This is a genomic window from Oceanobacillus sp. B139/18 (genome assembly GCF_055524595.1).
In genome coordinates this window covers 171,607-186,401 of sequence record NZ_JBVFXI010000007.1, presented here as the reverse complement: position 1 = coordinate 186,401, position 14,795 = coordinate 171,607, and the positions used below count along the sequence as shown (strand labels likewise).

Here is a 14,795-nt window from a genome sequence, read left to right as displayed (position 1 = left end):
AATACTTTCCCAGCACAACTATATATGGTTTAATAGTCTATCTATTTATGATTGTCAAAGAAAATTACGTTAGTATTTTCTTTTCACCATATAATATTCTTTTATCACGATATCAAAATTATCAACTACATTCTCATTTTATTTACCTAATCCTCTCTTCATTTTTATGAATTTTCTTAATTCATAATGATTCTTTGTGTTAGTTTTTGTAAAAATATTTCCTGCGGTTGATTACTTCTATCAAACGTGTTTTCTTTTAACTTAGATAGAATATCAATAAAATCTTTATCTTGCATTGGTAGAATCAGATTTTTATTATCATTATAATAATCTGTACATCTTTGTATAAGAACAGATTCTTTCTGACAACTACGAAAAACCATAAAACCAACTTTTCCTCTATTAGCAGAAAACCGTCCATTAAGCTGATCTAACTCAGGGTTAGTAACATCCTTTGTATAGTTTTTGCATTCGACACATAAAAATGCTGAAGGTATATCTTTAACTGTTTGTAAATTATAAAAAAATCCTTCTTGTGAAGCATTATTGTATGCAAGATCAATTCTTTTCCGCCCTTGATGAATTTCTTGCTCTTTTACAGGGTTAGTTAGATTAGGATAAAACAAAAAGTTCATACATGCAATAATATGATCATGAAACTTATTAGCCTCACTTGCTCCAAGCTTAATTTCAGAGAATTCATTGATTAATCTATCAATAATATCAAAGTAAAGTTCATTACTGTGATCTTCTAATATTTCTTCATTTGTTAACGATGATAACTCACTCTTAGCTTGTAATTTAAATTTTTCAAAATAGCTTGGGTGTTCTCTTGTAAACCGTCTTAAGTATTCTTTGCTATATGCATTATACTTATCAGCAACATCTTTTTTGGATATCGTTACCTTAGTTTCTCCACTTTTTAATTTTTTTCTTTTAACTAAGCTAGTATTCAATCTTAATTCTTCATTCACTAAAAAATTCAATACGAAATGACGGGCATATTGTTCTGAATCATAGTAAAAGCCTCTTTTTCTACAAACTATCGACTTAGGGACTAGCAAAATTGGCTTTGCTTCTACTACCAACATTTCTTCATAACTTGAAATCCAAGCTATTCTATCTGGATCCCAATATTCTTTTGTTGCAATTTCAGTTTGCAAAGAGATGCCGTATAAATCACATTGTTGTTTTGTATACTCAATTAAATGTCTACGAATCACATTTGTACATAGATCTGATATTTTATCATGAGAAATATTATCCACAAAAATTTTGATTTCATTAACATTAGAAATCAAACCATCTTCCAGTGCTCTACTTTCTAAAATATATTGAAAAAGTTTTGTAGCATCCTCTTCCCCTAAACTTTTACCTTTCACCCCGACTTTTGACAAGCCAAGGCAAGTTTCATAAGGTTCTGTGAATCTAAAGTTATTTCGAGCAGCCTCTATTTCCCCCGCTCTAAACAGAGTAAGAATATGCTGAAAAAAATTTTCTAAAGTCGCATTTGCCAATTGTGACCATCTATCCTCCCTGATAGATAAGAAATAAGGATCTAAAAAGAGTGGCACATCGTTTTCAAAATCTATATCAACAAAATCTAATTCATTTTGTGTTCTATTTATTCCAAAATATTCACTAACTTTCAAATCAATCCCTCCCGTTATCGTAAATACATTTCATGCAATTTACAAGAGTAAAGTAATTAAATTATTTGTTTTTATATAAAAGCTTTTTTACTATATTTAACATCAATTACAACTATCTCTTTATTGTTTATATTCATAACCCCACTCCCTAAAGTCAAGATTATATATTGTAACCTTTATATAATAATAGACACTTTTTTTATTTAGAAAGATAAAGTCACTATTCTTTAAACCTTTACCAACATGAATAAAATACCAAAAGTCAGGTTCCATAAGTAAACTAGCTACCCTGTCTGTGTCCCAAACAAATAAAAGGCACAAGTATTAAATAAAAAAGCATTAACTTTTATTTAAGAAAAATATTTCTCATTATAATTCCCTTCTATACTACCATATTTAACAGAAAAAGTTATCTATTATACCTAAACTCATTCTCAATTCTCTTTAAAATATATATCTATTATCTCTCCTCTCAATCTTCTCTTCCTTTCCGTTGACCACCAATAGTTAACTGATATTTTAAAATTGCACAAAAATAAACGCATATAACATAAAGGAATGTTACCTTTAGTGGGCATAACCTGACGAGATAAAGCACTTTTAACGTAACTTATTTTTTCAGTTTTTTTAGATATTATCCTTTGTTGTTATTTAATTTTAAATGAATGGAAGTAGAGTTTATGTCAGTCGAGCAATGACCGCTAACCAGGTAGAGGGAGCTTATCTTGAAGACGGCAAGGGATTAACAATCGTTGATTTAATACCGACTTGAGAAAAGCACGGTCTGATCATAAAAGGTTACGTATCTTCTTTTGAGCCATTAGAAGGGGAACATCCATCACATGAAACAATTAATTTCTACAATCACTATAAATCAGATGCAGCCTTGTTTGCTAAGATGGGCTTTAAAGCTTTACGTTTTTCTATATCCTGGGTACGTATTTTTTCAACAGGAGCAGAGGAAACTCCGAATGAGGAATCGTTGCGCTTTTACGATACTTTATTCGCTGAGTTGAAAAAGCATGGCATGTAACCTGTCGCTACACTTGCACACTTTGATGTTCCTGTTCACTTGTTTGAAATGCTTGACTCATTCATTCGTTTTATAGATAAATGAAAAAGGTATAGAATTCATATACAAAAATCCCGCCATAGTTGTTAATAGAAAGTGTTTATATCCACCCGCTTGATGAGGTGAATTCAAAACTTCAGGAATAGGAACAGTTTAATCTTAAACAAAAAGCTGCCGATCCCCTCGACAGCTTTTTCATTATTTCCAGTAACCCTCTTACAATTATAAGATTTCATCAAACAATTGTTTTTTAACTTCCTCAATCGCCATATCTTCCCCAGTAAATAGTTTATAAGCCAAAGCGCCTTGCCATAAAACCATTCCAAGGCCATTAATTGCTGTAGCTCCAGCCTCTTCAGCTTGTGCTAACAATTTTGTTTTTTGCGGGTTATAGACCACATCCGTTACAACTAAATCCTCACGCAGTACATCTGTAAGGTCATCCAGAATACTCATTTCATCCAGTGGTTTCATCCCTAAGCTTGTAGCATTTGCCAGAACAGCACTTTCGGCTATTTCTTTACGGAAAGTTTCTTTATCTTCTAAAGGAAAAATGTTTGCTTTAACTCCGAAATGAGCCATCTCGTTGTTGATATAGGATACATTTTCTTCTGCTTGCGGGAAGAACTTGTCGTCTCTGGCAAAGATACTAATTTCTTTGATACCGGATTGTACTAATTGAATAGCTATTGGTGTTGCAACACCTCCGGAACCGACCAGGGTGACTTTTTGACCTTCCAATTTCACACCATGTTCTTCCAGGTTTTTCACATATCCTAACCCATCTGTATTATACCCGATCAGCTTGCCGTCTCTGTTTACGACGGTATTGCTGGCATGTGCATATTTCGCACTGTCATCCACTTCATCTAGATACTGGATGACCTCCATTTTATTTGGCATGGATACATTGAATCCTGCTGCTTCGATTGCTTTCATGCCTTCTACCGCTGTTTTAAGGTTTTCTGTCCCTACTTCAAAGCCTAAGTATGCATAATTCAAACCGCCAATGGTGTATCCCAAATTATGCATTTCAGGCGAAATGCTGTGCCCGATTGGGGTAGCCAGCAATCCTACAAGTTTTGTTTTACCGTTAATTTTTGCAAGGTTTTTATCATTATTCATCATGTTTCTATCTCCTTTAAATTTTATTTTATTAATTGAGTACTTTCCTGCCTCGATAAAGTACAAATACAGCAAGTAAAATACTTAATACCGCGATGACCATGTCAAATACTAATGTCATGGAAATACCAATTCCTCCAACCAAAGAGCTTGTGATGATTGGGACGAGTATGAAAGCGACGCTTCCTGCTATATTTACGTAAGATGTGGTTGTTCCTTTGTTCTCTACAAAGAAGTCTGTCATCACACTGATTGCCAATTGGAAAATACCAGAAGTTGATAGTCCAAGGATAAATGTAGATATGATAACAACTGGATAAGAATGAACAAAGAAAAGCATTAGCATGGATACAAAAGCAACTGCCGGGTAGATGATCATGATCGTTATCGGCTTAATAAATTTGTCCAATACGACAGCTAACAGGAGAACAGATACCAATGCACCTATACTGAAATAACTTAAAAGCTGTACAGCGACATTTTCACTTAAGTCCATGAAACCTGTACCCAGCTCCGGAAGCCATGTCTGCCAAACGACAAACAAGGCCGTAGACGTAAACCCGATAAGGATGATTGCCAGTCCTTCTCCCCAAAACTTTGGTTTCTCTTTAAAACGATTATCTTGGGCTTCGCTTGTTTTCTCATTTTTGTCATTCGTATTGACTGCCGGGAATGGCATAAAGATTAAATACATACCACTTATTAAGAATAAGACTGCTAATAAGTAGAATGACCAGCCCCATGAAAGATCATGAGATGCTAGAAACGCCAGGATAACTGGTAATAAGGTCGCGCCAATGGATACCATTGCTTTAACCAGGACCGTAGCTGAACTTGATTGCTTTGGAAATGATTCGATTAGAGCCGGATAGGTTCCTGAGTCTAATAAGGAATTCGCAATCCCTGCGGTTATTGCTAAGGCGAAAGCCACCGGGTAGCTTGACAGCAATGGTATACCGATTAAGAACAGCAGGTATAAAAAGCTCCCGGTAATAATAATCGGCTTTCGCCCTAACTTATCGGAGAGCCGGCCGGCAAAGAATAATGCAACCAGCTTCCCAATACCAATGGCAGATACCAGCAAACTGATGCGTTCGACTGGTTGATCGTAGTTTGCTGATAAGTTACCCATGTTGGAAGCAATGATAATATTGATCATTCCTAGCATGAAGTAATTCAAGTACATTCCAAACGACGTTTTAATGTATGGATTTTTCATTTTTTCTCACCTCTAAAATTTTTGCAGATATTTAAATTTATTATTTATATCTCTTTGGTAACTTTTCGAGAACAGCTTGATCTTTCTGGATAGATAGACTGCTAAAGCTGTACTCACAATGGTTATGACTAATTCTAGATAGAATACCGAGGATATCCCGATATGCTTTGTCAGCAATCCCGTGATATAAGGGATAACCATGAAGGCCACACTCGCAGCAGCACTAACATAGGAAACACTGACTCCTTTGTTATTTGGAAACATTTGAATCATCACCGTCATGGCCAGCTGGTAAATCCCAGAGGTAGATAACCCCAGAAAGAACGCAATGAACGGTACGAGCGAGGAGTCATGAGCAAACAGCAGCGCAAAAACAAAGATGGCAGCAACACTCGGCGCGAACATCATTGCGGTGATCGGTTTGATAATTCTTTTCAATAACCAAGCAAGCAGTAAAACAGAAATAAGCCCGCCAACACTGTAAAAGCTGAGCAACCTTACTGCATTATTTTCATTCAGCTCAATCATTTCTTGGCCAAACGTAGGCAGCCAAGTCTGAATGACAATGGTCATGGAAACGGAAAAAAATCCAATCAATACGATAGCTGTGCCTTCCTTCCAGCTATGCGGGTTGGAAGCTTGCTTTTCGACGTTCTCCTTGTCCATTTCTTCCTTACGCTTCTCCCCGTTAACAGTCGGAAACCGGACGGGAATGAAGTAAAATCCCAGGCCAATAAATACGATCGCCGGCAGGAAGAATGCATATCCGAAAAACATGTCTTGGGATATCAAAAATGCGATGAATACAGGAAGAAGTGCAGCTCCTATGGACATAAATGCTTTAATCAAAACCGTTGCTGTGCCCGCTGCTTCTTTAAACCCTTCATTAAGCGCTGGATAGGAAGCAGCGTCCAATAATGAATTACTTACGCCTGCAAACAAAGCGAAAAACATAGCCAATGCGAAATGAGTGGTTGTCGGCACCCCTATAAGGAATACAGCATAAAGTATGGCAGCCGATATGAGTAATGGCTTTCTTCCGTAGCGATCCGACAGCTTACCTGCAATATTGATACTAAGCAAGTGGCCAATCCCGACAACAGAGATCAGCAAACTGATGTCTGTCCGGAAAACATCCAAACGTTCCGATAAAAAGCTCATATTTGATGCCAATACGATATTGACCATTCCTAAAAGCAAATAACTTAGATAAATCCCTACTCCCATATTTAAGTATGGATGCTTCATGACGTTTCTCCTTTGCAATGTGCTCTCTTATAGAAAGTTCCTCTCACCCTCCTATATAGTTGGTACGATAGTTTTTAAACTCATTAGTATATCGATATACTAAAAAGTAAAATAAAACAAACCTAATAAAAGAATAAATTTAGGTGTTTTTTGGTATAACGATATACTTAAACAACGAAACCCACTATACTCCTGCAGTTTTTTTGTGTCAACATTGTGACGTCTTTCACTTTCTTCACTTCAAATACTCTCTATTTTCCTTCTCAAAAATAGAGAGAACCTTCCTATACGAACAGGAAAGTCCTCTCTTTATTTATCGATTATTTAGATGTTTCTCTGATAACGAGCTGCGGCTTAAGTATCACGCGATGCATTTCCTCACTCTCACGTTTTACTTTACTATGTAGAAGCTTTGCCGCCTGATTCCCAATAGATTTAGGATAGGAAGAAACCGTCGTTAATGGCGGATGATATATTTCTGCTTCGGGAATATTATCAAATCCTACAATATCGATGTCACGTCCAATCACGATCCCTTTTTGAGTTAACACCTTCATCACGCCAAAAGCTATTAAATCACTAAAACAAAAAATAGCAGTAGGGATCTCCGGTAAATCCAGCATCTTTAAAGCTGCTTCTTCGCCACCTTTATCGGTTGGTTCACTGTCAATGACAAGGGATTCATCAAGCGTCAGGTTAGCATTTTCATGCGCCATCCGGTAGCCTTCCATTCTTTCTGTCCATGTGGAAGAATTTTTCACCCCGCCTAAAAAGGCTATTTTTTCATGTCCTTTGCTGATTAAATGACTTATTGCTTTATACGTTCCTTCTGGATAATCAATCCCTACATAATCTGCATGCACATCGGTTAATTCCCGATTAGCAAGCACTAAAGGAATTTTCAAATCATTTAACTGTTTTGCTGTTTTACCAACACTTCTCGAGGCGGGGTTAAGAATCAGCCCATCTACTCGATGCTCTACCATCGTCGATATTAATTTTTGTTGTTTTTCCACGGAATCAAAGGTTGTACCAAGCAATACTGTATAACCGAAGCCCTCCAGTGTATTTTGTACACCTATCAAAAATTCTGAAATAAATTTATTTGCAATATCCGTAACGATGACCCCAATGATATTGGAATTCTGAGAACGCATATTGGCAGCTACTCTGTCATAAACGTATCCCAATTCTTCCATAGATGCTAATACTTTATTTCGGGTAGCTTCTGATATTCTTGGGTTATTTCTAACGACTAAAGAAGCGGTCGTCGTCGATACGCCAGCATGATCTGCCACCTCTTGTAACGTAACACGCACATTCTTTTTAGGTTTTTTCAACGTTCATCACCTCTTCCATCTAATCAACCAATAAACGCGACCTTTACTTTCAAAAGGTCCTCTTTCATACACGAGTTTAAACACATATGTAAGGTTCGATTTTATTATTTTTTCTGGAAAGTTTATATATCTAATATAACATTTTTTTATTCAAATGGCGTTTCGTCATTTAAAATAACCTATTTTTGCGATGTATATCGGATCTGTTACCCGGCTCTGGTTTTCCCTTTTTGTACAGAGATTAGAAATGCTCAGACTAAAATATAAAAATTAGACGAGAGACCAAAAATCTCTCGTCTATTTAGCTGACGCAACCAATATATTATGTGATTTAATTTGTTTTCCTGCCAATTATTATTTCTAAATCCACGGTGATTTCAGCTATTTCTCTTTCTGCAAATAATTTTATTCGTTCCTCCTTGGCTGACCACGTTAAAGGAGTCATTTGCATCAACGATTGAATAGATGGATTGTTAAGTTTCCTGGTATAATACACCCTGAAACTATCCATGATGCGAAAGTTTTCGTTAAAACGATCAACCGTCTCTGTATTGGAGTAATCCTGCTTTACGGGTTTATCAAATAAAACCTCTCTTATTTCTTTTAGATAGCCGCTTCGTGGAACAACTTTAATCACTAAACCATCCGCTCTCAATAGTCTATTAAATTCTGCATAATTGGAGGGTGATAAGATATTAAGAAGCACATCAAACTGTCTATCCTTAAACGGCGTATTGGCAAGATCTGCTACCGTCCAAATCTGATTAGCGTAGTTCTTGGCGGCTGCTAATACACCTTCTTTAGAAATATCAATTCCTACTCCTGTTACTGTATTTTCAAACTCCGAACTAACCTTGTCGCATACATTAGCTAGATGGGAACCTTCACCGCATCCAGTATCAAGTATGAATAATGGTTCTTTATCTTTATCAGCTTGCCTTCCTATCATTTCGGCAATTGCTTGAATAAGCGGCTCAAAGAATTTATCCTCTGCAATAAGCTTCCTTCGTGCCTCAAAAAGCTCTTTGCTGTACTTCGTTTTCATCGGGTGTGTCGTTAAGTTAATATATCCTTGTTTCGTGAAATCAAACGTATGATTGTTGGAGCAAATGAAACTTTTTAATTCAAATACGTTCATCGATGCTTCACAAATAGGACACTTGAAAATGGATTCCAATTCGCTTACATATGTTGCGCTTTTTACTTTTTTTGTCATTTTAGACAAAGCAGACACCTCATTCATTCGTTTTTATAGATAAATGAAAAAGGCATAGACAAATAAACCCTGGTTTTATTTTTAAAAAAATAAACTGGGTTTGCATGCAGTCTATACCTTTTACTATCTATAACGAATGAATTGAATAATCATGGAAAGGCTCTCCTCTGAATAAAAACTGGCAATCATGCCATTAATAGTTTATCAAGTTTTTATAACAAGAGCAAACAAGCCTTGCTTCGTTCAACGGCTTGACCTTCCTTTGTAAGGATTTGTTCCCCTGCCACTCCCGGCAGCATCAGATCGAGGAGCAGCATATCCCATTCCTTGTTTTCGATATACAATTTACTTACATTCTCATGCATCCTTTAGATTAAGTTACTATAATTAGATTATAACCCTAGCTGCAGAGAAATATCATTGGTTTTTTTGCTCTTTGCAGAACGCCTATGCAATGACTCCCTATCCTTTAGCCAAAATTCCTGACTGTTCGTATTGACAACACACCAACAAATCGTTAGAATCTATTTAACAATTAAAAGATTCGAGTGGTTATTATGTTAAAGCATCCATCCCAACAATTAAATCGTTTCTTTTTTAGCTATTTTAGATAGCGTCTATATGCCATCACGGATATAGACGACCTATATCTAAGATGGCTGATTAGCATGTAAACATGTTTAACCAGTCACAGGAGAAATCGAAGTGGCTGGTTTTTTATATTTTTTAGACCATTTACGTTTCTCCTATTCCAGCGGCAGAAGCATAAATGGTCTTTTTTATTATCAATAGAGGAGTGAATAGATTGTTAATTGGTTATCAAGGCGTGGAAGGCAGCTACAGTACGATTGCATGCCAAAAGTTTAGTGAAGGAAATAATTATCAGACGAAGGGGTATCCTACCTTTCCATTATTAGTGGATGCATTGCTCCATGAGGAGGTTGACTATATTGCGCTGCCAGTAGAAAACGCAACAAGCGGTCCGATTACTAGAACGATTGATTTATTGAAGTATGTAGATGTCACCGCTACGGATGAAATCTATGTAAAAATTGATCATGCACTCATTACAAAGCATCCCATAGAGCTTTCGGAAATCACAAAAGTGTATTCACATCCGGAAGCACTTAAACAATGCGATACCTATTTAAGCCAGTACCCGCATATCGAGGTCATTGACTATATGGATACAGCTGGTGCGGTGGAAATGGTGAAGCATGCAGCGGATCATACCATCGCCAGCATCGCAGGCAGCCATGCTGCAGCATTGTACGGCATGACTGTGATGCAGGAAAATATTAATGACAATCCATTCAATACGACGCGTTTCTTATTTTTTAAAAAGAAAAAGGAGCTAGTGAATCAAATACAGGATAAAACATCAATGTATGTCGAAGCCAATCACAGCACCAGCTTACTAAGCGATATGTTACACATTTTTAAAAAGCATGCGATTGATGTACTCTACTTGATGCCCCGTCCCGTTCAATCGGAACCGTTCGCATATGGATTCTTTATCGATATCGATAACGGTGCCAGTCATAAGGAACTCCATATGGCATTAAAGGAGTTAGAAGATAGCTGCACCTATATAAATATTTTAGGTAATTACCGTAAAGGTAAAATCCCAGCATACAAAGGAGCCTTACAGCATGAAAAACTTGTTAACCGCTAAAAAACACTTATTCACCCGAATTGCGATTGGGTTCGGGCTCGGAATCCTATTCGGTATCCTTTTACCCGAATTCTCGATTCAAGCAAAATTTATCGGCGATATTTACTTAAATTTAATTCAGATGATGATTATTCCCATTATTTTTGTAGCCGTCTCCACTGGGATTATTAATATTGGCAGTTCCAGTGATCTCGGCCGAATTGGCTTTAAAAGTATTGTTGTCTTTGTTGCCATGTTTATTACCACCGCAGCCATCAGCTTAGTCATTTCCTACCTGATTCGTCCTGGTCAGCGGATTAATATGGATGCCGGCGTCGGATATGACGGGGAAATTACCGAACCAAGTGTCGCAGATTTCTTTATGAATATCGTACCAAGCAATCTATTTCAGGCAATTTCTGAGGGTGATATTTTTGCGACTATTTTATTCACCGTTATTTTCTCGGTAGCCATTGTTATCGTTGGGAAAGAGGCGGATCCAGTCAAAACGTTTATCAACAGCTTGTCCAAAGTCATCTTTAAAATTCTTGATTTCATCATGGAGCTCACACCGATTGGAATTATTTTTCTGATGGCCTACGCCATTGCTGAATATGGTGCCGGCATTTTCTCTGCACTTGGATTATATATTTTCACAGCATATTTCGCATGTATTGTCGTATTTATCCTGGTGATGTTAATTCCAGTCTGGTTATATACTAAATTCAATCCGATTGATTTTATTAAGGGCATTTATAAAGTGTGGCTGGTATCGCTATCCACTACAAGCTCTGCTGTAACGATGCCGACAACCATGCGGGTAACCAGAAATGATTTTAAAGTTTCCGAATCCATTACGAACTTTGTTGTACCATTGGGGACGACCATTAATATGGCCGGCGGAGCAGTATCATTTAGCCTGCTCGCTGTCTTTGTATCTGACTTTTATGATATCCCTCTCGGTGTCGGTCAAATTATTTATCTCGTTATGATTGCAACAATTTTAAATATGGCAGCCCCCGGTATTCCAGGCGGCGGAATTGTACTCGGGGCATCGTTCCTGACACTTCTTAACCTGCCGATCGAATTGATGGGTCCTATCGCAGCCATCTATCGGTTACTCGATATGGCTTATACGACCATGAATATCACCGGCGATGCCACTGCAGCAGTCCTGATTGATAAATCGGAGGAGAAACGGAATGTAAAATTAAAAGCTCGGAAATCGTAACAAATGTAGAGAGCTGGGGCTGAATCAGCCTAAAAGACAGAAGAGGAATGTCACATCGTGTTTAGATGTAACATTCCTCTTTTTTCATGTATTTTCCAATCATTTCTGCTGACAGCTTTTTGGCTTCATTCTTTTTTGCTTTCTTCCTTCAACGCTGTATCCCAACGTTCGCCAATAGCATTCAACAGCTCCTCCGCAGAACAATCCAAATTCTTAAAAGGAATGTTCACTTGAGATGGCAACAGCCCTTTGTTTAATCGGTTAAATACTTTCTTTATTCCGCTTGACCGGTTAATAATCAATTCAGGATCATATGTAAAAATACCAAGAAATACCTGACCTGAAAAGTTTAAAAAATCAATTGCTTCAATTTCCTCCCATTTGACGAGACCTGCTCGAATGTAACTGGAATTATCGATGATTCCCTCTTTTGTAATCATGACGGCTGGTTCCCTTTTGGCAAGTGCTTTAACATAATACAGGAAACAAAGCCCGAATACTAAAATGGCAAGAATCCCTATCACCATGGGTAACATTGGTTCATTAAACGGGACTAATAAAATGATTATGCCCAGCGCAACAAACACGAGCGAAAAAATAGTCAGCATGACCATCCTGCCCTTTTTCGCCATTACTATAAAATGATCATTCATTTACTTACCTCCTATGGTTACGGTTGTTTAATAGATTCTCAAATATTAAAATCATCTTATTTTGTGCTGCGTACATCTTCTCATATTACCCAAACGAATGGTACACCTATTGCCATTTGAAATTCCTCTTATTTTCTTCCATAATGTCCACAAACCTTTCTGCAGCTCGATTTAAAGGAACATTTTTTAAATAACATATGCCAATACTTCTTTTAGGTATAGGTTCCGTTAAAATCACTTCATCAAGCAGGCCTTCTCTCATAAACTGTTCAGAGAATTCTTTTGTGACGCAAGCAACGCCAAGATTAATCTTAGCAAATTCTAACAGCAGTTCATGGGAACCCAGCTCAAATTCCGGCTGGATTTTAATTCCTTTTGTAAGAAAAAATTCTTCGACATATCTCCGGGAATTGGAATTGTCCAATAAAATAAGCGGAAAATGAACCAATTCTTCCGGTTCAATTGGTTTAGATAATACTCCCCGATATTTTTCTCCATATACGAAGGTATCCTGAATCTCCAATAAAGGCTTCACTTCTAAGAACTTATCGTCAACGGGGAGATTACAGATAGCGATGTTCACTTCTCCTGCTTTTAAAGCAGCTATGATTTCCCATGTGGTCCCATTGACTATTTTGAATTTGAGATTTGGATACCGATTATGAAATGTTTCTAGATAGGGAAGCAGAAAAAATCGTGAAATGGTATCGCTGACCCCTATTTTAAGTTCTCCAATGATTAAATTTTTAAATTCTAAAAGCTTTTCTTCCCCAGCTTGTATAAATTGAAGTGCTGAACTGACATATTCAAACAATAAATTTCCTTCATCCGTTAGCGTTACACCTTTAGACAGCCGATTAAACAGCCTTGTATCTAATTCCTTCTCTAATTGTGCCATGGATTGGCTTATTGCCGGCTGGGACATATACAGCTCTTTAGCCGCTTTCGAAAAGCTTTTATTTTTACCAACCGTATAAAAAAGATAATATAAATCCAATTTGCCTGTCATATAACTCACCCTTATACCCCGTATTAGATATATTGACTTTACTTATATCATGAAAAGCCGTATATTACAAGAGGAGACTGTTTAGATTGTTAGTGTATTAGTAAAATACTTTTCAACAAGTGAATATTTTATAGAATATAGCAACATTACCAAGAAGGAGCGAATGATTGTGGAAAGAGTTGTAGGAACTATCGCCAGAGGACTGCGTTGTCCCATCATCAATACGGGAGATAACATTGAGGAGATTGTTGCGGATAGTGTATTAAAAGCAGCAGAGGTTGAAGGCTTTACTATTCAGAATAAAGATGTTGTCACCGTTACGGAATCCGTTGTGGCACGTGCACAAGGCAACTACGCTACGATTGACCATATTGCCAACGATGTTCAAACTAAATTTGGAGAGGATACCATCGGTGTGATCTTCCCGATCCTTAGCCGTAACCGTTTTTCTACTTGCCTCAGCGGAATCGCAAAAGGCGCGAAGAAAATCGTGTTAATGCTGAGCTATCCTTCCGATGAAGTAGGCAACCATTTAGTGGATTTAGATACACTTGATGAAAAAGGGATAAACCCTTGGACAGATGTTCTAACTGAAAAGCAGTTTCGGGAGCATTTTGGCTACAATAAACATACCTTCACAGGCGTAGATTATATCGATTATTACAAATCCCTGGTTGAAGAATATGGAATCGAGTGCGAAGTCATCTTTTCAAATGATCCAAAGACGATTTTGGAACACACAAAGAGCGTACTTTGCTGTGATATTCATTCACGGGAAAGAACGAAGCGAATTTTAAAGGCGAACGGCGGCGAAAAAATTTACAGCCTTGATAATATTCTTTCTGAATCCATTGACGGAAGCGGCTTTAACGAAGCTTACGGCTTGCTAGGCTCAAATAAAGCAACAGAAGATAGCGTAAAATTATTCCCGCACAATTGCCAGCCTGTCGTGGACACCATTCAAGAAATCCTGAAAGAAAAGACAGGTAAAACGGTTGAGGTCATGATTTATGGCGATGGCGCATTCAAAGATCCTGTAGGAAAGATATGGGAACTGGCAGATCCGGTTGTTTCCCCTGCTTACACAACTGGATTAGAAGGAACACCAAATGAAATTAAATTAAAGTACTTGGCTGACAACCAGTTTGCTGACTTAAAAGGGGAAGAGCTAAAAGAGGCAATCTCTAAACACATTAATGAGAAACAGGATGACTTGGTTGGAGCAATGGAAGCACAAGGAACTACCCCACGGAGACTGACGGACCTTATCGGGTCGTTGTCTGATTTAACTTCAGGCAGTGGGGATAAAGGGACGCCGATTGTTTTTATTCAGGGGTATTTTGATAATTATACGAAATAAGTGTTGGTAGGGAAAA

The 14,795-nt window shown here is 37.3% G+C and carries 12 protein-coding genes and 1 pseudogene; 4 read left to right on the top strand and 9 right to left on the bottom strand.

The genetic code is table 11. The features are described 5' to 3' along the window. Nucleotides 1-176 precede the first annotated feature (176 nt). Nucleotides 177-1,652 carry a hypothetical protein gene (locus tag ACZSMY_RS18925; protein WP_465148164.1) on the bottom strand — a complete coding sequence of 492 codons (1,476 nt, stop codon included), beginning with the start codon at nt 1,650-1,652 and terminating at the stop codon, nt 177-179. A 661-nt stretch (nt 1,653-2,313) separates the two neighbouring features. On the opposite strand from ACZSMY_RS18925, the pseudogene ACZSMY_RS18920 reads away from it, so the two are divergent. Then, nucleotides 2,314-2,748 (top strand): annotated as a pseudogene (locus ACZSMY_RS18920) (family 1 glycosylhydrolase); the annotation flags it as partial. A gap of 198 nt (nt 2,749-2,946) precedes the next feature. Here the strand turns inward: ACZSMY_RS18920 and ACZSMY_RS18915 are convergent. From ACZSMY_RS18915 to ACZSMY_RS18890, 6 genes are all read right to left on the bottom strand, one after another. Continuing rightward, on the bottom strand, nt 2,947-3,849 hold the full coding sequence (locus ACZSMY_RS18915; RefSeq protein WP_465148211.1) for a quinate/shikimate dehydrogenase: 903 nt from the start codon (nt 3,847-3,849) through the stop codon (nt 2,947-2,949). Nucleotides 3,850-3,880: 31 nt separating this feature from the next. Next, nucleotides 3,881-5,068: an MFS transporter gene (locus ACZSMY_RS18910; RefSeq protein WP_465148163.1), complete on the bottom strand. Its 1,188-nt coding sequence runs from the start codon at nt 5,066-5,068 to the stop codon at nt 3,881-3,883. Nucleotides 5,069-5,080: 12 nt separating this feature from the next. Continuing rightward, the gene (locus ACZSMY_RS18905; protein WP_465148162.1) at nt 5,081-6,316 is read right to left on the bottom strand and encodes an MFS transporter; all 1,236 of its coding nucleotides are present in this window, start codon (nt 6,314-6,316) and stop codon (nt 5,081-5,083) included. Nucleotides 6,317-6,636: 320 nt separating this feature from the next. Continuing rightward, nucleotides 6,637-7,656 carry a LacI family DNA-binding transcriptional regulator gene (locus ACZSMY_RS18900; RefSeq protein ID WP_289585471.1) on the bottom strand — a complete coding sequence of 340 codons (1,020 nt, stop codon included), beginning with the start codon at nt 7,654-7,656 and terminating at the stop codon, nt 6,637-6,639. 331 nt (nt 7,657-7,987) lie between these two features. Beyond that, nucleotides 7,988-8,872: a putative RNA methyltransferase gene (locus ACZSMY_RS18895; RefSeq protein WP_465148210.1), complete on the bottom strand. Its 885-nt coding sequence runs from the start codon at nt 8,870-8,872 to the stop codon at nt 7,988-7,990. A 212-nt stretch (nt 8,873-9,084) separates the two neighbouring features. Then, on the bottom strand, nt 9,085-9,216 hold the full coding sequence (locus ACZSMY_RS18890) for a hypothetical protein (protein ID WP_465148161.1): 132 nt from the start codon (nt 9,214-9,216) through the stop codon (nt 9,085-9,087). 461 nt (nt 9,217-9,677) lie between these two features. Here ACZSMY_RS18890 and ACZSMY_RS18885 point away from each other — a divergent pair, with 461 nt between their 5' ends. Both ACZSMY_RS18885 and ACZSMY_RS18880 read left to right on the top strand, forming a co-directional pair. Next, a complete protein-coding gene (locus tag ACZSMY_RS18885) occupies nt 9,678-10,547 on the top strand; it encodes a prephenate dehydratase (protein WP_465148160.1) in 870 nt (289 codons plus the stop codon). Beyond that, nucleotides 10,525-11,757: a dicarboxylate/amino acid:cation symporter gene (locus tag ACZSMY_RS18880; protein WP_256705416.1), complete on the top strand. Its 1,233-nt coding sequence runs from the start codon at nt 10,525-10,527 to the stop codon at nt 11,755-11,757. The genes ACZSMY_RS18885 and ACZSMY_RS18880 overlap by 23 nt, the downstream gene beginning before the upstream one ends. A gap of 125 nt (nt 11,758-11,882) precedes the next feature. Here the strand turns inward: ACZSMY_RS18880 and ACZSMY_RS18875 are convergent, their stop codons facing one another. Together ACZSMY_RS18875 and ACZSMY_RS18870 are read right to left on the bottom strand one after the other, a co-directional pair. Next, nucleotides 11,883-12,410, bottom strand: coding sequence for an STM3941 family protein (locus ACZSMY_RS18875; protein WP_042528776.1), 528 nt, complete (start codon nt 12,408-12,410; stop codon nt 11,883-11,885). Between the two features lie 106 nt (nt 12,411-12,516). Beyond that, entirely contained in the window at nt 12,517-13,419 is a 903-nt protein-coding gene (locus ACZSMY_RS18870) for a LysR family transcriptional regulator (protein WP_465148159.1), read from the bottom strand. Between the two features lie 169 nt (nt 13,420-13,588). Here ACZSMY_RS18870 and ACZSMY_RS18865 point away from each other — a divergent pair, with 169 nt between their 5' ends. Further along, entirely contained in the window at nt 13,589-14,779 is a 1,191-nt protein-coding gene (locus tag ACZSMY_RS18865) for a coenzyme F420-0:L-glutamate ligase (RefSeq protein ID WP_368901813.1), read from the top strand. Nucleotides 14,780-14,795 lie beyond the last annotated feature (16 nt).

Bases quoted from the DNA above. Each gene is read 5' to 3' on its own strand.
- ACZSMY_RS18915 (WP_465148211.1), bottom strand. From the start codon at position 3,849: ATGAATAATGATAAAAACCTTGCAAAAATTAACGGTAAAACAAAACTT.
- ACZSMY_RS18910 (WP_465148163.1), bottom strand. From the start codon at position 5,068: ATGAAAAATCCATACATTAAAACGTCGTTTGGAATGTACTTGAATTAC.
- ACZSMY_RS18905 (WP_465148162.1), bottom strand. From the start codon at position 6,316: ATGAAGCATCCATACTTAAATATGGGAGTAGGGATTTATCTAAGTTAT.
- ACZSMY_RS18895 (WP_465148210.1), bottom strand. From the start codon at position 8,872: ATGACAAAAAAAGTAAAAAGCGCAACATATGTAAGCGAATTGGAATCC.
- ACZSMY_RS18880 (WP_256705416.1), top strand. From the start codon at position 10,525: ATGAAAAACTTGTTAACCGCTAAAAAACACTTATTCACCCGAATTGCG.
- ACZSMY_RS18875 (WP_042528776.1), bottom strand. From the start codon at position 12,410: ATGAATGATCATTTTATAGTAATGGCGAAAAAGGGCAGGATGGTCATG.
- ACZSMY_RS18870 (WP_465148159.1), bottom strand. From the start codon at position 13,419: ATGACAGGCAAATTGGATTTATATTATCTTTTTTATACGGTTGGTAAA.